Raw genomic sequence first — 22,784 nt, forward strand, 5'->3', positions numbered from 1 at the left:
AATTGTTTCGACGTCGTAAATAGAATTGATAAATGATTAATCTAGTTTGGCTGGTACCATTTTTACCATTATTAGGTTTCCTGGTGAATGGATTGGGACGCAGGTTTTTATCCAAGTCCCTCGTAGGGTTTGTTGGAAGCAGTACGGTGTTGGCTGCCTTTGTGGTGAGCTTATTAATATTTTTCCAGGTGAAAGCACCGGGATTCACCCCGCAAACAGTAACCCTGTTTGATTTCATCTCAGTTGGATCACTTAACATCCCGTTTGCCTTCCAGGTAGATCAGCTGAGCGCTTTATTCCTCCTGATAATTACGGGCGTAGGTACATTGATTCATATCTACTCTACCGCTTACATGCATGATGAAAGTAATGAAGGTTTTGCCAGGTACTTCGCGTATCTCAACCTCTTCGTATTCTCCATGCTTATTCTTGTACTTGGTGCAAACTACGTGATGATGTTTATCGGATGGGAAGGTGTAGGTCTTTGCTCTTACCTCCTCATCGGTTTCTGGTTTAAAAATACCAGCTATAACAATGCTGCGAAGAAAGCCTTTATCATGAACCGTATTGGTGACCTCGGATTCCTGCTGGGTATCTTCTTCATCATTACACAATTTGGTACGGTTACTTTCCCTGAAGTTTTTGCAAAAGCAGCTCCACTGGGTATGAATTCTCCGGTGCTGATTGCTATTGCAGCTTTCCTCTTTATTGGTGCTACCGGTAAATCAGCGCAGATTCCGCTGTATACCTGGTTACCTGATGCGATGGCGGGTCCTACTCCAGTATCTGCCCTGATCCACGCTGCTACCATGGTTACTGCGGGTATCTATATGATTGCACGTAGCAATATCATATATACACTTGCGCCTTGTGTACAGTCGATCGTTGCTATCATCGGTGTTGTTACCGCTGTATTTGCTGCTTCTATCGCGCTCAAACAAAATGATATCAAGAAAGTATTGGCTTACTCTACGGTGAGCCAGCTGGGTTATATGTTCCTTGCACTGGGCGTTGGCGCTTACGGTGCAGCAGTTTTCCATGTAATGACACACGCTTTCTTTAAAGCGATGCTGTTCCTCGGTTCCGGTTCTGTTATCCATGCGATGGGTGGCGAACAGGATATTCGTAAAATGGGCGGACTGAAAAAATACATGCCTACAACGCATATTACCTTCTTAATTGGCTGTCTGGCTATCGCCGGTGTGCCTGGTTTGTCCGGTTTCTTCTCCAAGGATGAAATCCTGGCCAGTGCATTTGGTGTGAACATCAGCTATTATGTATTAGGTTTATTTGGTGCACTGATGACTGCCTTCTATATGTTCCGTTTGTATGCTATGACATTCCTCGGCGAATTCCGTGGTACACACGAACAGGAGCATCATCTGCATGAAAGTCCTGCTGCAATGACTATTCCATTGGTTATTCTGGCATTTTTCTCTGTATTCAGTGGTTATGTTGGTATGCCGGAAGTATTCCATGCACCAAATTTCCTGGCTGAATACCTGGAACCAATCTTCGCTCCGTCTGCTCCTTTTGCAGTAGCACACCACCTGGGTGCAGGTACTGAATGGATGCTGATGGGAATCAGTTCTGTGCTGGTGATCATTATGATTGTAGTAGCGGTGAAGAAATTCAGTGGCTACCAGTATACCGATGCAGAGAACACTGGTTTTGCAAAAGTATTGGAGAACAAATGGTATGTTGATGAAATATATGATGCCGTTATCGTACGTCCATTATACGAACTCGCCCGTTTCTTCCGTGATACAATTGAAAAGTCCGGAATTGACAGGCTGGTAAATGGTGTTGGCCGCGGTGTTAAATGGGGAAGTCAGCAGATCCGTCTTATCCAGACCGGTAACGTTGGATTCTACATCTTTGCCATGGTCATCGGTATGATCGTATTATTTGTGATCGGATTCTTATTATAAACCAATAGCAGAAGTTACAAGCGCAGATAAATTATGTTGACAGTTTTATTAATATTGATTCCTTTCATAGCGGGCCTTATCGCATTTGGCCTGAAGGGATCCGGGCCGAAAGTGCTGGCGATGGTAGCATCTCTGGCAACACTGGCTACAGCAGTTGGTGCATGGTGCAGTTTCCGTACAGCACCTCAAAGTTTGAGCTTTGTTGCTAACTGGATTCCCCAGCTGGGAAGTCAATTCAAAGTAGGGTTAGATGGAATGGGCATGATGCTCTGTTTACTTACAGCGATTGCCTTTCTGCTTGTTTACATTACCATCTGGAACCGCGACACCGAAAGGTCCAGCAGTTTTTACGGTTTAATGTTATTATCTCAGGCTGGTTTAACCGGTGTATTCACCGCTTACGATGCCCTGTTGTTTTACATATTCTGGGAACTGGCGTTAATCCCTGTTTACTTCCTCTGCTCTATGTGGGGTGGTGAAAAGCGTATCGCCGTTACCTTTAAGTTCTTTGTTTATACTTTCCTTGGCTCCCTGTTGATGCTGGTAGGTATTATCTACCTGTATGCACAGAGCCCTGATCATAGCTTCAGCTGGGAATCATTCACTGCTTTACACCTGAGCGCTGATCAGCAAAACTGGCTCTTCTGGCTGTTTTTTGTGGCTTTTGCCATCAAAATGCCAATTTTTCCTTTCCATACCTGGCAGCCGGATACTTACGAACAGTCTCCGACTCCGGTTACGATGATCCTTTCCGGTGTCATGGTAAAAATGGGTTTGTTCGGTATCATCCGCTGGCTGGTGCCGGTACTGCCTGAAGGAGCAAGAATGTGGTCAGATGTTGCCATCGTTCTCTCTATCATCGGTATCGTTTATGCATCCTGCATCGCGATGGTACAGAGCGACTTCAAACGCCTGATCGCTTACTCTTCCATCGCCCACATCGGCCTGATGTGCGCTGCTATCTTCTCCAGAACAGAGCAGGGCATGCAGGGTGTGCTGTTACAGATGTTCAACCACGGTATCAATATCATCGGTATGTGGATAATCGTTGAAATTATCCAGAACCGACTGAAAGTGAAAAACCTGGACGAACTGGGCGGTATTGCTCAGAAAGCGCCTCGTATGGCTACATTCCTTGTAATAATAAGTCTGGCTAACATCGGTTTACCACTGACCAACGGTTTTGTGGGTGAATTCCTGATGTTCAGCGGCCTTTTCCAATATAACCACTGGTTCATGGCAATTGCAGGTCTGGGTATCATCCTGGCGGCAGTTTATACACTGAATATGATCCAGAAGGTAATATTCGGCAATGGAAATGCATTAACGGAAACGACTACCGACTTACAGCCTGGAGAGACCCTGGCTTTAAGCCTGGTTGTTGCCATCATCCTGGTACTGGGTGTTTATCCAAAACCAATCCTGGACCTGGTGAGCAGCACAACAGAGTTAGTTCTTAAATTTTAATCGGGGTTTTGTAACGCAAAAATATGAACGCACTAATTTCTACTGCTTTATCGGGCGTTGTTCTGATGTTTGTCGGTTTATTTGTACGCAATAAGCAGCATATTAAATTTTTTGCCATCGCGGCCGTTATCATATGTCTTATTGCTGACCTGGCACTGTTACCTACAGTGCAACTGGGTGGTTATATCCTGTATGGTATGATAGAAGTATCCAAATTCAGCGTGATTTTCAATGCTGTGGCTTTGGGTGCTACCTTGTTGTACTTCCTGTTGTCGGGTAGTGAGTTTGAGAAAGTAGGAGAACATGTGGCTGATTATTTCGCCCTGATATTCTTTATACTCTCCGGTATTATCCTGGCTTCCAGCTTCAGCAATCTGCTGATGTTGTTCCTGGCTATCGAGATCATGTCTATCCCACAGTATATCCTGGCGGGTGCCGATAAGAAAAGCTTAAAAGGCAATGAGGCGTCCCTGAAGTACCTCCTTACCGGTTCATTCACTACGGGTGTACTGCTGATGGGTATTGCGCTGATCTACGGTGCTGCCGGTACCTTTGATATCAATGCATTGGGCCTGGGCACTGCGGAAATCAACCCACTGTCTTTATGCGGTATCATCCTGGTTGCTTTTGCACTGTCTTTCAAAGTATCTGCCGCTCCTTTCCACTTCTGGACACCTGATGTATACGACGGTTCACCAACCGTGTTTACTTCTTTCATGGCTACCGTAGTAAAAGCGGGTGGTTTTGTTGCCTTTGTACGCCTGTTCCATACAGCATTCGAAGGTGGCGCTATCAGCCAGCACTGGATGCTGATCCTGTCAATCATCACCGCCCTGACACTGGTAATAGGTAACTTTACCGCTGTATTCCAGCAGAGTGTGAAGCGTATGCTGGCTTACTCCAGTATCGCGCAGGCAGGTTTCATGCTGTTTGCAGTAATCGCTAACAACCAGATGGCTGCTCAGGGTATCATTCTTTATGCAGCAGCATACAGTGTTGCTACTATTGGCGTATTCGCCGTACTGATGCGCATGAAGAAAGATTATACTTTCGAAGGCTTCAATGGCCTGGCGCGTAAAGAGCCACTGATGGCCCTGACCGTAACCGTTTGTCTGCTGTCACTGGCAGGTATCCCGGTAACTGCCGGCTTCTTCGCTAAATACTTCGTACTCGCAGCTGCCATTCAGCAAGGTCACCTCCTCTGGCTGGTTATCCTGGCTGTGCTCTGCGCCGCTATCAGCGTATACTACTACTTCCGCGTGATCATCGCCATGTACTTCAAACAGGGCGAACCTGAAGTAGAACCAGTTTCCGGTGGTTTCAAAGCTGCCCTGATCCTGACAATTATCCTCGTACTGGCACTGGGTATCTGCCCAAGCCTCCTGATAGGTTGCCTGTAATCACGAGATCAGATATTATTTAAAAGGGCCTGCACTCAGCTGCAGGCCCTTTTTGTTTTCCGGCCAACCACTCATCCCAAATAAGATCGGTTTGCATGTATTATTATATTAACTTTACTATTAACCCGTAATTATGCAATCCCGAGATATCTTTCAACTGGCATATCGTTCTGTAAGCGGAAATAAACTCCGAACCGGTCTCACCGTTTCTATTATCGCGCTGGGTATCATGGTACTTGTTGGTATCCTCACGGCTATCGATAGTATTAAAACCAGTATTTACAGCAGCTTCGCAATGATGGGGGCGAATAGCTTTTCCATCAGAAACAGGGACATACAGGTAAGAATGGGCGACGGCAATGAGACGGCCTCCAAAGGAAATAAAAACCAGAAGAAGGTAAAGAAGTCCAACAGTAATAAAATTATCTCCTACCAGGATGCCCTCGCCTTCAAAGACAGATATCATTTCCCGGCAGATGTGTCCATCAATTTCCGCGCTACTGGTAGCGCCACCGTTTATAAAGACGACAAGAAAACCAACCCTAACGTAACCGTTATAGGTGGTGATGAAAATTATCTCGCCATTTCCAATTATACCGTATCAGAAGGCCGTAATTTAAACAGTCTTGACGTAGAATCCGGCCGCAACGTGGCTATCCTTGGTAAAGATGTTGCCGAAAAACTCTTCGGCAAAAAAATGAAGAATATTATCAATAATACCATCAGGGTGGGAGACGTACGTTATCGTGTCATTGGTGTACTGGCCTCCAAAGGAAGCAGTAACCTGATGAGTGCCGATAATGTGGTCATCACTTCGGTCAACAATACACGAAGAATATTTAATCGCCCGTCTGCATCTTACCAGATAGGTATCGCTGTAAAAAATATTACCCAGATGGAACCCGCCCAGGGAGAAGCCATCGGGGTATTTCGGATTATCCGCGGACTGGGGCTCAACGAAGAAGATAATTTCGTTATCAGCAAAAGCGACAGCATTGCAGAAATGCTGTTCTCCATGTTAAGTAAAGTGAACCTCTTCGCCATCGTCATTGCCTTCATTACCCTCTTCGGTTCTGCTATTGGCCTCATGAATATCATGCTGGTTTCCGTTGCGGAACGTACCCGCGAAATCGGTGTTACCAAAGCGCTCGGCGCCACGAGCAAAGTCGTACGTATGCAATTCCTCTATGAGGCCATTGTCATCAGTCTGATGGGAGGCGTCATCGGTGTGATTGCCGGTATGCTATTGGGTAATATCGTTTCTGTTATATTCAGCTCTCCTTTTATCATACCGTGGCTATGGATTATGATCGGTGTAAGTATTTGCGCTGTCGTAGGACTAATCTCGGGCATATACCCTGCTATTAAGGCGTCCAAACTGGACCCTATTATCGCACTGCGCTACGAATAGCAGATTGCATTTTCGGATTTCTTTTTTATATCTTGTCCGTTACCAAAAAACGAGCAGATATGCCCATCCTCATTGTAATCGCTGCCATTTTACTGTTAGTCGTTCTGGTTACCTGGTGTAAACTGAATACCTTTCTTTCATTCCTGATCGTGTCTATCCTGATGGGGTTGGCGCTGCATATGAATATCTCTGCTATTACCCAGTCTATACAAACCGGTATTGGTAAAACCCTGGGTTCACTGATAGTGGTCATTGTATTTGGTGCTATGCTGGGAAAACTGGTGGCAGAGAGTGGAGCGGCACAACGGATTGCCGGTGGACTCATGCAATTGCTGGGTCCAAAATATGTACAGTGGTCGCTGATGATCACCGGTTTTATTGTTGGTATTCCGTTGTTCTATAATATCGGTTTTGTATTAATGGTGCCGTTGATTTTTACGGTGGCTGCCAGAACAGGCTTACCTGCAGTATATCTTGGTATTCCAATGCTGGCTTCGCTGTCTGTAACGCACGGCTATCTTCCTCCTCATCCTTCTCCTACGGCCCTCGTCTCTTATTTTCATGCTAGCATGGGTATGACGTTGCTCTATGGTATGATGCTGGCAATTCCCGCTATCGTGCTGGCGGGCCCTGTTTTTAGCCGGTTTCTGAAAGGATATAGGAATACTCCTTCCAAACTGTTTGCGGCCAAAGAACTGCCTGAAAATGAAATTCCGGGTATGGTTCCAAGTCTGTTTGCTGCGATGCTGCCTGTATTATTACTGGCGCTCACGGCCCTGGCAAAGCTATGGGTCAAAGAAGGATCGCTGGGATTTGAAATTGCTACCTGGCTGGGTGATCCGCTGATCGTGATGTTGCTGGCGGTGCTGAATGGGATTTACCTGCTGGGTCTCAGAAGAAAAGTACCTATGAAAAAAGTAATGGGTATCATGGATGAGGCGGTAAAAGATGTGGCGGTTATTATCCTGATCATCGGTGGTTCCGGCGCACTGACGCAGTTATTAAACGATAGTAAGGTCAGCGATTATATCACGGCAGCGCTGATAGAACAGCACCTGCACCCGCTGGTGCTCGCATGGGGTATCGCAGCCATTATAAGAATATGTATAGGGTCTGCTACTGTAGCGGGTTTGACAACCGCCGCGATTGTTGCGCCATTAGTAGGGCCTTCCGGCGTAAATCCGAATCTGATGGTGCTGGCTACCGGCGCAGGCAGCCTGATGTTTTCACATATTAACGATGCCGGTTTCTGGATGTTTAAAGAATACTTTAACTTGACAGTGAAAGATACGATCAAAACATGGTCTGTAATGGAAACGATCGTTTCGGTTACCGGACTGTTAGGGGCATTATTATTAAGCCTGTTTGTTTAGTTGTAAGGATTCCTGCTTAAATTTTATATGATGGAATGGTTTGAATTAAAGAATGTAGATCAGGTAGATTCTCCTGCATTAATTATCTATAAAGAGAGAATTATAGAGAATATAAATCTGCTTAAAACAATGATCGATGATGTGAAGCGCCTGCGTCCTCACGTCAAAACAAATAAAATCACAGAAGTGGTGGCACTGATGATAGCCGCCGGAATTGAAAAATTCAAATGCGCTACCATCGCAGAAGCAGAAATGTGCGCACTGGCGAAGGCGCCGGATGTATTACTGGCCTATCAGCCGGTGGGACCTAAAGTAATCAGGCTGCTGGAGCTGGTACAGAAATATCCGGATACCATGTTTAGTTGCCTGGTGGATAACATGGACGCCGCTACGAAAATCAGTGACGCTTTTGCTGCCATCGGCAAAAAGCTTAAGGTATATGTAGATCTTAATGTAGGTATGAACCGTACGGGTATCAAACCCGGTAAAGCCGCACTGGTATTGTACCAGCAACTGCAGCAGCTGCCGGGTATCAACACCATTGGCCTGCATGCCTACGATGGGCATATCCACGATACGGACATGGCTACACGTACCGAACGTTGCAACGAAGCCTACGAGCCTGTTCATCAGATGGTAGTGGATACGGTTATAAGCGGACTCCCCGCTCCAATTGTTGTTGCCGGCGGATCTCCCACATTCCCCATCCATGCACAGCGACATACAATAGAATGTAGTCCGGGAACCTTCGTATTCTGGGATTTTGGCTACGCCAGAAATCTACCTGAGCAACATTTTAAATATGCCGCCCTCGTATTAAGCAGGGTGATTTCTGTTATTGATCAGCAGCTTATCTGTCTTGACCTCGGACATAAATCCGTTGCCGCAGAAAGTCCGCAGCCCCGTGTGCAATACCTCAATATCCCGGATGCTACGATCGTTTCACAAAGCGAGGAACATCTGGTACTGAAGGTGAACGACAGTAGCCAATATCCGGTGGGGACGGTGTGTTACGGCGTGCCGTTGCATGTTTGTCCTACAGTGGCATTATATGAAAAGGCCTATGTAGCCGAACAGCAGGAGGTGGTAGCCACCTGGAAAGTAATTGCCCGCGACCGGCAAATCATCATCTGATATATCTTGAATATTTGGTAAATTTAAATAGCGCGGAAGCGCTATATAAATTTACCTTCTTATGGAAAACGTTGTATCCCGCATAGTTGACTTCAACAAAGGACGTATACCGGAAATGTTGCAGTTGAAGTATGCGGCAATGAGACAGAACCCTTTTCGTTTTTTCAGAGGCTCCTGTCACCTGTTTTATGAGGACCTTCCGGCTGAAAGTAGTTTGTTAAAATCCCCGATGGCCTGGATTTGCGGAGATATGCACCTCGAAAACTTCGGAAGTTACAAGGCCGATAATCACATTCCTTATTTCGATATCAATGATTTTGACGAATCTATACTGGCGCCTTGCCTCGTAGACCCTGCGCGACTGCTATGCAGTGGCCTCGTGGCATCGGATGTGCTGGGAATTAATACCGCCGGTGCTAAGGAGCTGTTCAATATTTTCATGGATGCCTATATGGCAACATTAAGCGCCGGTTATATCAGGTCGTTGGAGAAGCAGGCAGCCACAGGCACTATCAAACAATTCCTGGATACTGTCAAAAACAGGAGCCACGATGTTTTTATGAGCAAGCGGATGTACTTCAAGGATAAAAAACCGAAACTGATCATCGACGGTGTTAAAACCCTCAAAGCGCCGCCAGAAGAGAAACACGACCTGAAAACAGCGCTGCAGCATTACATGGAAGATGAACCGCGACTGAGTAAAATGGTGATTAAGGATATTGCTTATCGTATAGCCGGCACCGGTAGTCTTGGTGGTTACCGCTACATCATCTTAGTCACATACAAAGATGTTTATTACCTGCTCGATCTGAAAGAGGCATTGCCTTCCTGTATCCTTCAGTATCACGACTTTCCTCAGCCAAAGTGGAAGAATGAAGCAGACAGAGTGACAGAAGTACAGAAGCGTATACAGGCAGCTTCACCGGCCTTGTTACGCAGTGTGGAAGTGATGGGCAAACATTATATATTAAAGTCGTTACAGCCTTCGGCAGATAAATTGGATTTTCAGTTATTTAATGGGAATATACCTGCCCTGAAAGAAATATCTACGTCGATGGGGCAAATCTGTGCGTGGGATTGCCTGCGGTCGGGAGGCCGTCAGGGATCTGCGATTGCAGATGAATTGATCGCCTTTGCCAAAACAGCTAAAACATGGAAACCGCAGCTCTATGATTATGTGAAATCCTACGCGGTAAAAGTGAATAAAGACTTTAAGGTTTTTGCTGCGGCCTATGATAAAAAACAGCTGTCATCCTGATTTACAGGACGACAGCTGTCAGCATTATTTTGCGTAATTATAGACTTTCAGATTATCAATTTCACCATTAAAAGCGTTGGCGGTGGCGCCAATCAGCTGCAAAGGAAAAACAAGCGTCTGCACTTTTGCATTCTTGTCTTTTGTATTCGGGAAAGTAATTTTCTCGTCTTGTAAACGCTGTACCAGCTTGCCATTTACGAAGAGTGCCGTGCCTTTGTTATTGCCAGATATTTCGATATGCGTCCAGGTATTGGCAGGTACCACATAGTCGAAGAAATAGTTATAGCCTTCTCTTGAAAATCCCAGTTTACCGGAAGATCCTTGTTTTAACTTCACCACACTGACAGGGCCGGAGAAGATGACTGCATTTTCCGCATTGTTTTCTGCCGGATTGATATCAAAACTTACCGTGTAATCATATCCGATAGTAGCTAAAGGCGTGCTGATGTAGCTATTGCCACCATTGAGCTTCAGCGTGCTGCCAATTTTTGCATTGCTGCTTTTGATAGCGTTCCTGTTGTTGCCGCTGATGTCAGTAGCTTTTCCTTTTTCGAAATTGTATGATAGTAATAAGGAATCCTTACCAGTGTATTTTCCTCTCATGTTAAGTCCCGGACCTTCACCTATCAACTTGCTTAATTGTTCATATTTGTCATAGTTGCTGATAGTGGTATGGCCGGTCCACATTTTTTCTGCAAGCACCTGCATTGCCGGAAATACGCGGTCATGCACATCTTCCTGGGTGATACCATTGCCACAATGGTCGTTCCATTCCGCAAAGGCGCCGCCTTTGATTTTAGGGTGTCCATATGGGAAAGTGACATTACCGATCATATTTGGCTCCCATTTTTCGTAGATTTTTTTGATGTCCAGGTAATCGTAATAGTAACCGGCAGCTGGTACGATATATAACCAGCCATCTGGTGTGCTGATAAGATCATATCCCTGGCGGATCATCTCTCTTGGTTCTGCATAACCGTTGTACCAGGCATTCATGGTTACGCCTTCTGATTTGACAGGTGTTTTTCCCTGCGCATGTGTCAGCGATCCCCACATCCTTACTTTCTTGCCATAACCTTCTACAAACTTTATCAGATGATCAGTAAATGCCCTGAATTTCTCTGATTCCTCTTTTGCATACTCATCAGTGCCGATATGTACTTCAGCGCCTTTAAAGACCGGATTAGGGCCTTCCAGGTATTCTTTAAATACATTATCTACCATTTCCCAGGAAACAGGGTCCAGGTTCAGGTGATCCCGGCCGTATTTAGTACTTGCAACTGCAGGATTTGCTTTGCTGAATGCCAGTGAATGCGCAGGAACATCAATTTCAGGAATGATTGTTACGGAAAGACTGTCTGCGAGCGACTGCAGATCAATAAATTGCTGCTTTGTATAAAAGCCATCTTTAGCGGTAAGTCCGGGATAAGTCTTGTTTTCCAGGCGGAATGCGGAATAGGTGCTGTCCCAGTTATCGCCAAAGAATTTCACGAAGCCGTTATCGTTCAGATGAATATGGAAATCATTCATCTTGTAGTAGGCCATGAATTTTACGTAATGTCTGACGAAATCCAGCGTAAACAGCTTTCTGCCGTCGTCGAGTACAAAACTTCTGATAGCATATTTCGGATAGTCACGGGTGATTCCTTTTCGTATATTCCTGTGGGTTATATCCTGTTCCAGTAACTGCAGAATAGTACGCGTAGCCCAGAAAGCGCCCTGCTGATGGAGTGCGTTGATAGTGATCTGGTCATCTATCTGCATCATATATCCTTCTTTGCCCAGACTTTTATCAATAGTATTTAATGTCAGGTATATATCACCCTTAGCAGGTTTACCAAGAATTATTTTATGAGTGTGGCTATGGGTAATCGTTTGAAGATCCTCCAGGAAGATGTTGGCGCCTGCACTTAATTCTTTTGCAAACGCAGGATCTATTACGATGTTGGTAGTTCCGCTTAAAGCGTAGGTTCCTGTCTGGCTGTGCCATTCGCGCAATGCAGGTATTACTGTAGGCTGATCAGCTTCCTGTTTACCATATTTTCCAGGTACGGTAAGTTGCTGCGGTGCGTCCATTTCTGCGCCATCTTGTGTTCTGCGCAGCACAAAGTACAAACTGACAACAGCATCATTCAGCGGTGTGGTAATCTTGCCCAGACTATCAATCACCGGGTTTCTGTCGCTGCCTTTCAGCAGCAGCTGATAACCCGCAGGGGCGGCAGGAATAATAATTTTTCCTGTTCCGCTTTGGGGTAAGGTTACGGGTGCTATGGATTTCACTGCCTGTGCAAAAGCAGCAGAATCGGGCACTTGCTGCGCGCTGGATGCAATGGCAGGCAGCAGCATAGCCGCCGGCAATAACAGACGGAGGTTTTCTTTGAGCGATTTCATAATGATGGATTGTTCACTGATAAAAAAAACCTTCACACTAAAGGTGAAGGTTTGATTATCATACAAAATAGGCATTTATGCCCAATTCTAATAGTAAAGTTGCGTAAGTACATTTGTGGCGTCTGGCGCCTTAGGTTTCAGGTCAAGAAACGAGGCATACTGCGTATCAGATAGTATGGTTTTCAGCCTGGTATGCAAGCCATTCTGCATACTGTTTATTTTTGTCTTGTACGCTTTTTCATTGGTGACCTGCAGCGATTGAAGATTACTTTTTTGTTGCAGATAATTGGTAACGACCGTTAACAATTTCGGCTTTTGTACTTCATTCAGCTGTATGGATTTATCGAGTTTGCCGATAATGGAAGACGCCGTTCCCTCGATATTCATGGTCGGGTTTTGCTGTGCTGCTGCAAATTGCCCGGCTGAAATGATAATGAGCAGTAGAAGGAATAACTTTTTCATGTGACGGGATTAAAGATGAATGCTTCAATTAAGTTACAAAAAAAAGTCATGCTACAAACTGGTTACTGCATTACCATTTTTACATAGGAAGATTGCGTATTTCCTTCTTCATCTATGGTAATGTACTGGCAGAGAATTGTTTTGGGATCTACCCATTTGGTTTCTGTTGGTCCCCACTTTTCCAGGTTGGCTTCTCCTTTGTAAACAATGCTGTCTTTGTCGATATCATACCATTGAAAACCGTTTGGCATAAAGGCTGCCACAAGGTCCATGGAAGCACAGAGCAGGTGTTTTTTGTCCGGAGAGAAGATAGGCTCGGCCCAGATGTGTAAGGTGTCGCCATTGCGGGTATCTACCAGCAGATAGTCCTGTGATTCGTAATAGTAAACGATGACGCCTTTACGATGTATTGCAGGAAAATTACTTACATAGAGATAATGTGCGAATGCATTTTCTGTGGTGTCATTTTCGCTGTCGTTATCTGTCAGTGTTAATGTTTTGCCATTGTCTAATCTGAACTGCAGGCTGCTTCCCATGCGTTTAACGCTGGTGTCGCGACTCAATGCAAGTGCTTCACTGGTGTCGATAGGTTGTGCTTTGAATTTTTCAAATACAGCAGAATCGATGGTATAAACTAAGAATGTTTTGTTGGCCAGTTCAACAGTATCGATTGGTTCTTCAGAAGTGGCGGGTACATCTGCAAATACAATACCCGTAGAATCGGCGGCAGGTTCTTTCGTTTTACGCTGGCCGCAGCTTGCGAGTACACAGGCAACGGCTATCAGATAAATCAGGTTTTTGTACATATACTTTTTAAAATTTCTGATCTGCAAAAGTAAGTAATAGTAGTTATGATATGGTTAGATGATTATCCGGGCAATCTGTTTCCGTCGGATTCAGATAAGGTAGGATATAGCAGATATCCGCAGATGATCCCGCTGATAAAGCCTGATATATGGGCAACATTATCTATCTCTCCTACAAAAAAAGCAGCAATGATATTAAGTCCTGCAAATAATCCGATAAACACCAGGAATGGAATGCGTGCCGTTGTTTTGAATAAAGACGTGGTTAATAGTGCCAGGAAGGCCCCATATACGCCAAATATAGCACCGGAGGCACCTACGGCCACCGCATCCCTGTGAAACCAGATGCTCGCATAGTCGGCGAATAATCCGGTGGCAAAGTAGATAATGCATAGGCGGGGGCCTCTTACTACCGGTTCCAGGAACAGGCCGGCTATAAACAATCCCATCATGTTGGTGATAAGATGCCATAATCCGGCATGCAGGAACATGCTGGTAAAGATGCGCCAGTATTGTTGCTGATCTACTGTCAGCGGCCAGTAATTAGCGCCGCTGTGAAGCAGGTCATCCGCATTACCCGATAAAAAATCATACCGGCTGACAGCTATCACCAAAAACACGATGGTATTTACGGCGATCAGCGCCAGAGTTACCGGCATATTCCTAAGGTGCTTACTGATTTGCATTCATGATAAGTTACGAAAAAATCGGGTAATTGTTCCTGAAATCAGCAGGCATTATGGCAAATCTCCGGCTATTCGTACTGATAGTCAACCATGGTTTGCTGCTGGGATTTCAGGTGGGTATAACCCTCCGTATTGACAAATACCTGCGCACTTTTAGGATAGCCATTGCTGTTGTAGGCGTAAATATATTGTACGGTAGTTGTTCTGTTAAAACTAGAAATGCTTTTACCGGCAGTTGTCTGCTGGTTTTCCTTCAGCCTTACCAGCGACGGGTTATTGCGGCTGATATGCAGCATCAGGTTGCAGAGATCAGGCAATGGTGCTTCCGGATGGCATTGTGGTAAGGAATCCGTCAGCAGCAGCTGATTGGCGAGGTCTCTCATGGGGTTGCGGGAGAAATCCCATTCATATTGAGAGGTGGTAAAATAGATGGTAGTATCGTTGTCTTCTGCCTGTTTAATATTTTTCCAGTCGGCATTTCCTTCTACGTAGTTCCAGGAAGTGGCCTGTCTGGATTGGTTGTATTTAAGTGAGAGTGGCTGGTTGTTGAGCCATCTTACCTGGGCTGTCTGTACTTTCTGATGGTTTTTATTGAAGAAGTCGACCTGGCGGATATTTCCATTGAGGTCCCAGTCGGTAACGGTGGCTGTTTGGGCCACGGTGGTCTGGTTGCCATTGTCCTGTTCGTATGTCATGCCGGTAACGCGGCTGAAGCGGTCGTAATCGAACCGGACAGTGGTGGTATCGGAGGTATTGATATAACGGGTAATGGCGGTAAGCTGGCCTTTGTCGTTGTATTTGAAAGCCAGTGCCGGCTTTTGTTCACCGTGGACGGTGATGGCCTGCAGGCGTGGAGTGGTGAATTTACCGCGTTGCGCGTTGCATGCGGTGATAAACACCGGGAGAAAGAGGGCGAATAAATATTTCATGAATGGGCGGATATATGCCCTGAAAATAATAAAATAGTGGAGTAGGGGCAAAAAAAATCCTCTCCCGTTACCAGGAGAGGAAATCTCTTTTCGGTAAAACCGAATATTACTCAGCTACAACTTCGAATTCCAGTTCGGTTTCGTTGCCTTTACCGAAATCCAGGCGAGCTTTGTAAGTACCTAATTCTTTCACATCATCGATGATGTGGATACGGCGACGGTCAATTTCGTAACCTTTCTGTTCTTTAATTGCGCGAGCAATCTGAACACCGGTAACGCTACCGAAGATTTTACCGGAAGTACCGGTTTTAGCGCCGATCTTAACAGGAGAAGCTTTCAGAACTTCCACTACTTTAGCGATTTCCGCCAGCAGTTTCTCTTCTTTCACTTTCTGTACTTTCAGGCGTTCCTGCAGTTGTTTCAGGTTAGAAGGACTAGCTTCTACCGCAAACTTCTGAGGGATCAGGAAATTCCTGGCGTAACCATTCTTTACGGAAACCAGTTCATTCTTCTGACCCAGGTTGTCAACGTCTTGTATTAAGATAATTTGCATAACTTCTTACTTTAAAAGGTCAGTAACATAAGGCAATAAAGCCATTTGACGAGCTTTCTTAATAGCCTGGGCTACTTTACGCTGAAATTTCAGGGAGTTACCTGTAATACGACGTGGCAACATCTTGCCCTGATCGTTCAGAAATTTCTTCAAAAACTCCGCGTCTTTGTAATCTACATACTTGATGCCCATTTTCTTAAAACGGCAGTATTTCTTCTGACGTTTTTCAGTTTTTACGGCTGTTAAGTATTTGATCTCTTGTTTCGGTTTAACTGCCATAATTTTAAGCTTCAGTGGTTTTAGATTCTGCATTTACACCGTAGTTCTTGCGGTTGTTATACGCAACAGCGTATTTGTCAAGCGCAGTAGTCATGTGGCGTAATACATTTTCATCGCGGTTCAGCTGAACTTTCAGCTTCTCATTGAGGTCGGTTGGCGCAGTGTATTCCAGAACCAGGTACATTCCTGTAGTCTTTTTCCGGATAGGATACGCCAGTGATCTTAATCCCCAGGGATTTTCGTGCGTTACATTTCCGCCGTTATCTTTAATGATATCAGCGAATTTTTTAGAAGCCGCTTTGTAATCGTCTTCCGAAAGCACAGGGGTAAAGATCACCATCAATTCGTAGTTCATAATTCCCTGTTTTTTGATAGGTTTAATAAAAAAATTTGGATCGCAAAGATACAGAAGTATTCCCAATTTCCAGTTAATAAGAAGCTTTATTCCATAATATTCTTTCTTTTTCGCGTATTGTGCTATAGATCAATTAATAACATATTATTATTTGTATGGACAGTCTACCGGTAGAACGGGTTTTAAGGGCTGCCTCAGGCAGCCCTTAAAACCCGTTTCTGGCCAGCGCCGAAGGCGCTGGCCAGAAACGGGAAAAACAAACGGAAGGCATTATCTGATAAAATGCCAGACCCCGCTTCCAGCGGCAAACAGTCAACTTGTCAGCCCGCTTCCCGCTGGCACAACCTTTGAACCCAACGCCTCGGATTTAAAAATTAGTTTACCCATGCAAAAAGGTGCTATACGTGTACAAACGGAAAATATCTTTCCGATCATCAAGAAATTCCTCTATTCCGACCACGAAATCTTTATTCGTGAACTGGTAAGTAACGCCGTTGACGCCACCCAAAAACTTAAAACCCTCGCCAGCGTCGGTGAGTTTAAAGGTGAACTGGGAAATATCGATATCGAGGTAAGACTCGATAAAGAGAAAAAAACAATCACCATCGCGGACCATGGCGTGGGCATGACCGCAGAAGAAGTAGATAAATATATTAACCAGGTAGCCTTCTCCGGTGCAGAAGAATTCCTGAAGAAATATAAAGGACAGGAAAATGGAACCAATATCATCGGGCACTTCGGCCTCGGTTTCTACTCCTCCTTTATGATCAGTAACCAGGTGGAAATCTTTACCAAATCATGGAAAGAAGACGCCCCGGCAGTAAGATGGGAATGCGATGGCAGCCCGGAATATACCCTCGAAGAAACTGCCAAATCTGATCGCGGTACCGAAATTGTCATGCATGTCAACGCCGAAAGCGAAGAATTCCTCGATGAAGGCCGTATCAGATCTATCCTGACAAAATTCTGTAAGTTCCTGCCAGTACCAGTGAAGTTCGAAGGCGAACAAATCAACAATACCAGCCCGGCATGGACTAAAAAACCAAGCGAATTAACCACCGAAGATTATCAGAACTTCTATAAAGAATTATATCCTTTCGCAGAACCACCGCTGTTCTGGATACACCTGAACGTAGATTATCCGTTCAACCTGACCGGTATCCTCTACTTCCCTAAAATCAGCAAGAGCTACGAAATTCAGAAAGATAAAATTAACCTCTACTCCAACCAGGTATATGTTACCGACGAGGTGAAAGATATCGTTCCTGAATTCCTCATGCTCCTGCATGGTGTGATCGACAGCCCGGATATCCCGCTGAACGTTAGCCGCAGCTACCTTCAGGGCGATCCTAACGTGAAAAAAATCAACGGTTATATCACCAAAAAAGTGGCTGATAAACTGGACGAAATGTTCCGTAACGATCGTAAAGGATTCGAAGAAAAATGGGAATCAGTAGGCCTCTTCGTGAAGTATGGCATGATGACCGACGATAAATTCCTGGAGAAAGCTAATAAATTCCTGCTCCTGGAAGATGTGGCAGATGGTAAATTCTATACACAGGAAGAATACCGCACCGCCGCTACTGCACTGCAAACCAACAAGGAAGGTAAACTGGTCATCCTCTATTCTACCAACCCTGTGGCGCAGGACAGCTACGTGCAGGCTGCCCGTAAAAAAGGCTTTATTGTTATAAAAATGGAAACACTGGTGGATTCCGCATTTATCAACAATATCGAAATGAAATGGGATAATGTACAGTTTACCCGCGTGGATGCTGATATCGCCAATAACCTGATCGATAAGGACGAATCAGTGGAAACACTGCTGTCCCAGGACCAGGAAGATACACTGAAAAACCTCTTCACCACAGAGGTTACGCAGCCTAATATCAAAGTGGATATGAAAGGGCTTACCGCTGATGTACAGCCGGTAATCGTTACCCGTCCTGAGTTCATGCGTCGTATGAAAGATATGGCCAACATGGGTGGTGCCGGTATGAACTGGTACGCCGCCATGCCGGATGAAATCAATATGACCATCAACGCTAACCACCCGGTTTACCTGCAAATTCTCAGAGAGAAAAACGCTGATCTGCAACATAAGCAAATCAAAAACCTGGCTGACCTGGCGTTACTCTCCCAGAACCTCCTGACAGGTGCTGATCTTACCGCTTTCGTCAACAGAAGCGTTGAGCTGATGAGCCAGGAAGAAGAGGCGTAAGCATTAATATAATCATCTACATAAAAAGATTATCTCAAATCATCATTACCAGTAAAATGCCGGTAAAAGACTTTGAGATAATCTTTTTTTATTTTTTTCTAAATCCTTTCCTGTATTGTTTTAGCAGCTTATCCGCTGCTCACCAGCAAGCAAAATATTTCAGTTCTGCATCACTTATAAATAAATGTTATATCATCCGCTTCCTGAAGTATAATAAATGCTTTTAACTCCCGTTATTCCTTTTAATTTGCACACCCCACTGTAATAAAAATATTTGCAGCATATCATTGTAAAACCTGGTCCCGGCTTGATGCCGGGGCCTTTTTAGTTTATAGGAGTTATATGAAAAAAAGAACAATTAAGAATTTTAACCATGTCATCTTGCTGAGCATGCTCGCACTCTTTTCCTGTTCCAAAAAGGAAACCTCCGTTCCGGTCAGTAAGCCGGATGTATTCGAGTCGCAAACTGTTGGTATCACCAGCAAAAAGACCACTGCTGTCAATGGCAATATCTCCGATTATCTGTTGTATATCCCTGATGGATATAATGATAGAAAGGATTACAGATGGCCCATTGTTATTTTTTTACATGGAGTTGGGGAGATAGGAACCAATGTGGAAATTCTCCGAAATGTAGGCCTGCCAAAGGTAGTGAGTGGTAAACCCTTTGTAATGGTTGCGCCGCAATGCAATGCTACCTGGTGGAACAGGGATGTACTACAACAGTTTTACCGGGAAGTAACTACCAAATACCATGTGGATAGCAACAGGGTATATCTGACTGGTTTGAGTATGGGAGGAATTGCCACCTGGGATTGGATTTGTGCATATCCGCAAAACTTTGCGGCGGCTGTTCCCATCGCAGGTTCCGGTGATCCTAACCTGGTGAAAAATGTGAAGAGCCTGCCGATATGGGCATTCCATTCGGCGGATGATCCTACTGTAAATGTGGAAGGCTCCCGGGCGCCGGTGAAAGCCCTGCAGGCGATCGGTGGTAATGTGAAGTATACGGAATATCCAACCGGAGGCCATGATTCCTGGACGCGTGCCTATGCTACCGCGGATTTATACACCTGGCTGCTGGCACAACACAGATAATTAAACTAATAGTAAGCGGAAACGCTTTGTCCCTATGCTTTTGGGGCTGATTTGTCCAGTTGCTCATCTGTAGAAAAACTGGTCAGGTCAGCCCCTTTTCTGTTATTTTTTCGGGAGATGATTTAACGGATGTCTATCACTTTTAACTGCAGACTGGTTTGGCCGTTCCATTCGTTTTCATCCAGTGTAAAAGCCATATCAAACGACTTCTTACTACTCACCAGGTGGAACTTTTCTGACATATAAAACCCGATACCATTGAAGGAAGGGCCGCTGTTGCCTTGTCTGACAGAAAATTTAATATGTTCTTCTTTAACGAGCTTGGAGAAACCGGTATCACGGAGGTTTCTGGCCAGGAATACAGGCCGGAGATTTTCTGGACCTAATGGCTCAAATTGCTTGAGTATATTATAGAATGCGGGTGTAATATCACTGAACATTAATTCGGTATCGATTACAATCTCAGGCACCAGCATATCTGCGGTAATGGTTCGGGAAACAACTTCTTCAAACCGCTCCTGGAAAGCTTTTACGTTCTCCGGGCGTAGCGTCATACCAGCTGCATAGAAGTGTCCGCCGTAATTTTCCAGCAGGTCTTTACACTGATGTATGGCCTCATATACATTAAATCCTGATACCGATCTTGCCGATCCTGCCACCATATCGTTCGACTGTGTAAGGATAACGGTAGGTCTGTAGTAGAATTTGTCTATCAGCCGGGATGCTACGATACCTACTACACCTTTGTGCCAGTGGGCCTGATAAAGGACGGTAGATTTTTTATTCGCGAGCGTTATATCATTTTGTATCAGCGCTACTGCCTCCTGTGTGATGGTGCTGTCAATTTCCTTTCTGTCGAAATTGTCTGCATGGAGGATGGCTGCAATGGCATTGGCTTTTTCAGGATCATCTTCGATAAACAGGTTGACGGCCTTTCTGGCGTCGTCCATTCTGCCGGCGGCGTTTACACGCGGGGCGATGACGAATACCAGGTTGGAGATGGTCAATGGTTCTTTCTGTTCATTGAGCAGCATCAGTGCTTTGATGCCTGGCAGCGGGTCTTCATTGACTTTTTTCAGTCCATGGAAGGCCAGTACACGGTTTTCGCCCGTCATTGGTACAATATCGGCTGCGATGCTGGTAGCAACGAGGTCGAGGTATTTATTGGGCGCACTTTCCGGCAGGCCACGTTTCAGTGCGATGGCGCTGATCAGCTTATAGCCGATACCGCATCCGCTGAGCTCTTTATATGGATAAGGGCAATCGTATTGTTTAGGATTGAGGATCGCCACAGCGGGAGGTAATATTGCATCCGGCAGGTGGTGGTCACATATAATGAAATCTATGCCAGCTGATCTGGCATCAGCGATAAGGTCTATTGATTTGATACCGCAGTCGAGTGCTATCACGAGACTGAAATCATTTTCCTTCGCGTAATCGATACCTTGGGTAGAGATTCCATAGCCTTCACGGTAGCGGTGAGGGATATAGTATTCGATATCACTATATAGCTGACGGAGAAAGTCGAAGACGGTAGCTACGGCTGTGGTGCCGTCTACGTCATAGTCGCCGTATACCAGTATTTTTTCATGACGGAAGAAAGCCAGCTCTATTCTTGCGATGGCTTTGTCCATATCTTTCATGAGCCAGGGGTCGTGTAAATCTGCCAGTGTAGGTCTGAAAAACTGCCGGGCAGCTTCGTAGGTATGAACATTTCGCTGCACTAACAGCCGGCATAGCAGGGGATGTATGCGCAGTGATGATTGCAGCAGATGTTCCTGATTTGGTTGATAAGCTTTTACTGTCCAGCGTTTCTGCATTATAATATATTCAGGATTCTGTGAGCTATGTACTAATATAATGAAGGCAAATCATAACTAGGAGCATAATATAGCCATTAGCGTTCTTTGGGAACGCTTTCTGCATTTTACATTTTATATTTTACATTTTTAGAAAATTCTTTATCAGAAGGTTCTGTCAGTGGTATATCTTACCATAGATTCCAGTCCGTTCCTGATATTGGTTTGGGGGAGGCTATGGAGGATGGCGAGTGCTTCGTCCCTGTACTGGAACATTTTCTGCGTTGCATATTCTATTCCGCCAGAAGCTTTTACGATATCGATTACTTCGTTTACTTTTTCCTTATCAGTATTATGATTTTTTACAATATTGATAATTTTTCTACGAATTTCCGTGGAGGCGTGTTCCAAAGTATAAATGAGAGGGAGGGTCATTTTTTTCTCGCGGATGTCTATCCCTGTTGGTTTTCCGATTTTTTCAGTGCCATAATCAAAGAGGTCATCTTTAATTTGGAATGCAATTCCTACTTTTTCACCGAACAACCTCATTTGTTCAGTTGTTGTTTCATCGTTAGTGGTGCTCCAGGCACCCGCTGCACAGGCAGAAGCCAGAAGAGAAGCGGTTTTGCGTCGAATGATTTCGAAATAGATATCTTCCTTGATATTGAGTTTCCTGGTTTTCTCTATTTGAAGGAGTTCCCCTTCACTCATGGCCTGAACGGCATCTGAGATCAGTTTTAAAGTTCTGAATTCGTTATTGTCAAGACATAGAGATAAGCCTTTAGACAGGAGATAATCACCTACGAGAACGGCTATTTTGTTTTTCCACAGTGCATTGATAGAGAAGAACCCCCTGCGTTCATTAGCATCGTCAACCACATCATCATGAACCAGGGTGGCCGTGTGAAGCAGTTCAACGAATGAGGCGGCGCTGTAGGTACTTTCCGGCAGATTTTCACAAAAAAGCCTGGCGGATAATAACACAAACATGGGACGCATTTGCTTCCCTTTACGCTTAACAATATAGTGCATAACGCGGTCCAGTAACGGAATATTACTTTTTACCGAATCAGCGAATTTGCTTTCAAAATCTTGTAATTCCTTACTTATCAGGTGTTTAATATCATCCATGGCCTAAAATCAAAAGGATTGCTAAGCTAGGTTTAAAATGTGAAACTTTAACATTTTGGCCTCTAATTTGTATAAGAAGTATAACATTCCTTTAACAGCA

At 44.8% G+C, this 22,784-nt stretch carries 19 protein-coding genes; 9 read left to right on the top strand and 10 right to left on the bottom strand.

Going from position 1 to position 22,784, the window contains the following annotated elements; all coding sequences use genetic code 11:
- Positions 1-32 precede the first annotated feature (32 nt).
- The 7 genes from nuoL to F3J22_RS06780 all read left to right on the top strand — a co-directional run bounded on the left by nuoL (position 33) and on the right by F3J22_RS06780 (position 9,974).
- Positions 33-1,931 (top strand): NADH-quinone oxidoreductase subunit L, encoded by a 1,899-nt coding sequence (gene nuoL / locus F3J22_RS06750; protein WP_167015544.1) that lies wholly within the window; start codon positions 33-35, stop codon positions 1,929-1,931.
- A 33-nt stretch (positions 1,932-1,964) separates the two neighbouring features.
- Positions 1,965-3,398: a NuoM family protein gene (locus F3J22_RS06755; RefSeq protein WP_167015547.1), complete on the top strand. Its 1,434-nt coding sequence runs from the start codon at positions 1,965-1,967 to the stop codon at positions 3,396-3,398.
- 23 nt (positions 3,399-3,421) lie between these two features.
- On the top strand, positions 3,422-4,798 hold the full coding sequence (locus F3J22_RS06760; RefSeq protein WP_167015549.1) for an NADH-quinone oxidoreductase subunit N: 1,377 nt from the start codon (positions 3,422-3,424) through the stop codon (positions 4,796-4,798).
- Between the two features lie 133 nt (positions 4,799-4,931).
- Complete coding sequence (locus tag F3J22_RS06765; RefSeq protein ID WP_167015551.1) at positions 4,932-6,209, top strand: ABC transporter permease; 1,278 nt, start codon at positions 4,932-4,934, stop codon at positions 6,207-6,209.
- A 59-nt stretch (positions 6,210-6,268) separates the two neighbouring features.
- Entirely contained in the window at positions 6,269-7,582 is a 1,314-nt protein-coding gene (locus F3J22_RS06770; RefSeq protein ID WP_167015553.1) for a gluconate:H+ symporter, read from the top strand.
- A gap of 30 nt (positions 7,583-7,612) precedes the next feature.
- A complete protein-coding gene (locus tag F3J22_RS06775; protein WP_205195153.1) occupies positions 7,613-8,716 on the top strand; it encodes a D-TA family PLP-dependent enzyme in 1,104 nt (367 codons plus the stop codon).
- A 61-nt stretch (positions 8,717-8,777) separates the two neighbouring features.
- The gene (locus tag F3J22_RS06780; protein WP_167015557.1) at positions 8,778-9,974 is read left to right on the top strand and encodes a DUF2252 domain-containing protein; all 1,197 of its coding nucleotides are present in this window, start codon (positions 8,778-8,780) and stop codon (positions 9,972-9,974) included.
- Between the two features lie 24 nt (positions 9,975-9,998).
- Here F3J22_RS06780 and F3J22_RS06785 read toward each other — a convergent pair whose 3' ends face one another.
- The 8 genes from F3J22_RS06785 to rpsF form a co-directional block, all read right to left on the bottom strand.
- Positions 9,999-12,365 (bottom strand): family 20 glycosylhydrolase, encoded by a 2,367-nt coding sequence (locus tag F3J22_RS06785; protein ID WP_167015559.1) that lies wholly within the window; start codon positions 12,363-12,365, stop codon positions 9,999-10,001.
- Between the two features lie 87 nt (positions 12,366-12,452).
- Complete coding sequence (locus tag F3J22_RS06790) at positions 12,453-12,827, bottom strand: hypothetical protein (protein WP_167015561.1); 375 nt, start codon at positions 12,825-12,827, stop codon at positions 12,453-12,455.
- A gap of 62 nt (positions 12,828-12,889) precedes the next feature.
- Entirely contained in the window at positions 12,890-13,633 is a 744-nt protein-coding gene (locus tag F3J22_RS06795) for a hypothetical protein (RefSeq protein WP_167015563.1), read from the bottom strand.
- Positions 13,634-13,695: 62 nt separating this feature from the next.
- On the bottom strand, positions 13,696-14,319 hold the full coding sequence (locus F3J22_RS06800) for a rhomboid family intramembrane serine protease (protein ID WP_167015565.1): 624 nt from the start codon (positions 14,317-14,319) through the stop codon (positions 13,696-13,698).
- 68 nt (positions 14,320-14,387) lie between these two features.
- Complete coding sequence (locus F3J22_RS06805; RefSeq protein ID WP_167015567.1) at positions 14,388-15,248, bottom strand: RHS repeat domain-containing protein; 861 nt, start codon at positions 15,246-15,248, stop codon at positions 14,388-14,390.
- Positions 15,249-15,354: 106 nt separating this feature from the next.
- The gene (gene rplI, locus F3J22_RS06810; protein ID WP_167015569.1) at positions 15,355-15,801 is read right to left on the bottom strand and encodes a 50S ribosomal protein L9; all 447 of its coding nucleotides are present in this window, start codon (positions 15,799-15,801) and stop codon (positions 15,355-15,357) included.
- A 6-nt stretch (positions 15,802-15,807) separates the two neighbouring features.
- Positions 15,808-16,080: a 30S ribosomal protein S18 gene (gene rpsR, locus F3J22_RS06815; protein WP_073077706.1), complete on the bottom strand. Its 273-nt coding sequence runs from the start codon at positions 16,078-16,080 to the stop codon at positions 15,808-15,810.
- Positions 16,081-16,084: 4 nt separating this feature from the next.
- Positions 16,085-16,435, bottom strand: a complete 351-nt coding sequence (gene rpsF, locus F3J22_RS06820) for a 30S ribosomal protein S6 (protein WP_205195154.1) — start codon at positions 16,433-16,435, stop codon at positions 16,085-16,087.
- Positions 16,436-16,820: 385 nt separating this feature from the next.
- Here rpsF and htpG point away from each other — a divergent pair, with 385 nt between their 5' ends.
- Together htpG and F3J22_RS06830 are read left to right on the top strand one after the other, a co-directional pair.
- Positions 16,821-18,656, top strand: coding sequence for a molecular chaperone HtpG (gene htpG / locus F3J22_RS06825; RefSeq protein WP_167015571.1), 1,836 nt, complete (start codon positions 16,821-16,823; stop codon positions 18,654-18,656).
- Between the two features lie 342 nt (positions 18,657-18,998).
- On the top strand, positions 18,999-19,754 hold the full coding sequence (locus tag F3J22_RS06830) for a phospholipase (RefSeq protein ID WP_167015573.1): 756 nt from the start codon (positions 18,999-19,001) through the stop codon (positions 19,752-19,754).
- A 122-nt stretch (positions 19,755-19,876) separates the two neighbouring features.
- On the opposite strand, the gene recJ is transcribed toward F3J22_RS06830, so the two are convergent.
- Together recJ and F3J22_RS06840 are read right to left on the bottom strand one after the other, a co-directional pair.
- The gene (recJ, locus tag F3J22_RS06835; RefSeq protein ID WP_167015575.1) at positions 19,877-21,574 is read right to left on the bottom strand and encodes a single-stranded-DNA-specific exonuclease RecJ; all 1,698 of its coding nucleotides are present in this window, start codon (positions 21,572-21,574) and stop codon (positions 19,877-19,879) included.
- A 144-nt stretch (positions 21,575-21,718) separates the two neighbouring features.
- Entirely contained in the window at positions 21,719-22,684 is a 966-nt protein-coding gene (locus F3J22_RS06840; protein ID WP_167015577.1) for a polyprenyl synthetase family protein, read from the bottom strand.
- Between the last annotated feature and the right edge of the window lie 100 nt (positions 22,685-22,784).

Origin of the sequence: Chitinophaga sp. Cy-1792 (genome assembly GCF_011752935.1) — a bacterium.
GTDB lineage: Bacteria > Bacteroidota > Bacteroidia > Chitinophagales > Chitinophagaceae > Chitinophaga.

Bases quoted from the DNA above. Each gene is read 5' to 3' on its own strand.
- nuoL (WP_167015544.1), top strand. From the start codon at position 33: ATGATTAATCTAGTTTGGCTGGTACCATTTTTACCATTATTAGGTTTC.
- F3J22_RS06755 (WP_167015547.1), top strand. From the start codon at position 1,965: ATGTTGACAGTTTTATTAATATTGATTCCTTTCATAGCGGGCCTTATC.
- F3J22_RS06760 (WP_167015549.1), top strand. From the start codon at position 3,422: ATGAACGCACTAATTTCTACTGCTTTATCGGGCGTTGTTCTGATGTTT.
- F3J22_RS06765 (WP_167015551.1), top strand. From the start codon at position 4,932: ATGCAATCCCGAGATATCTTTCAACTGGCATATCGTTCTGTAAGCGGA.
- F3J22_RS06770 (WP_167015553.1), top strand. From the start codon at position 6,269: ATGCCCATCCTCATTGTAATCGCTGCCATTTTACTGTTAGTCGTTCTG.
- F3J22_RS06775 (WP_205195153.1), top strand. From the start codon at position 7,613: ATGGAATGGTTTGAATTAAAGAATGTAGATCAGGTAGATTCTCCTGCA.
- F3J22_RS06780 (WP_167015557.1), top strand. From the start codon at position 8,778: ATGGAAAACGTTGTATCCCGCATAGTTGACTTCAACAAAGGACGTATA.
- F3J22_RS06785 (WP_167015559.1), bottom strand. From the start codon at position 12,365: ATGAAATCGCTCAAAGAAAACCTCCGTCTGTTATTGCCGGCGGCTATG.
- F3J22_RS06790 (WP_167015561.1), bottom strand. From the start codon at position 12,827: ATGAAAAAGTTATTCCTTCTACTGCTCATTATCATTTCAGCCGGGCAA.
- F3J22_RS06795 (WP_167015563.1), bottom strand. From the start codon at position 13,633: ATGTACAAAAACCTGATTTATCTGATAGCCGTTGCCTGTGTACTCGCA.
- F3J22_RS06800 (WP_167015565.1), bottom strand. From the start codon at position 14,319: ATGCAAATCAGTAAGCACCTTAGGAATATGCCGGTAACTCTGGCGCTG.
- F3J22_RS06805 (WP_167015567.1), bottom strand. From the start codon at position 15,248: ATGAAATATTTATTCGCCCTCTTTCTCCCGGTGTTTATCACCGCATGC.
- rplI (WP_167015569.1), bottom strand. From the start codon at position 15,801: ATGCAAATTATCTTAATACAAGACGTTGACAACCTGGGTCAGAAGAAT.
- rpsR (WP_073077706.1), bottom strand. From the start codon at position 16,080: ATGGCAGTTAAACCGAAACAAGAGATCAAATACTTAACAGCCGTAAAA.
- rpsF (WP_205195154.1), bottom strand. From the start codon at position 16,435: ATGAACTACGAATTGATGGTGATCTTTACCCCTGTGCTTTCGGAAGAC.
- htpG (WP_167015571.1), top strand. From the start codon at position 16,821: ATGCAAAAAGGTGCTATACGTGTACAAACGGAAAATATCTTTCCGATC.
- F3J22_RS06830 (WP_167015573.1), top strand. From the start codon at position 18,999: ATGAAAAAAAGAACAATTAAGAATTTTAACCATGTCATCTTGCTGAGC.
- recJ (WP_167015575.1), bottom strand. From the start codon at position 21,574: ATGCAGAAACGCTGGACAGTAAAAGCTTATCAACCAAATCAGGAACAT.
- F3J22_RS06840 (WP_167015577.1), bottom strand. From the start codon at position 22,684: ATGGATGATATTAAACACCTGATAAGTAAGGAATTACAAGATTTTGAA.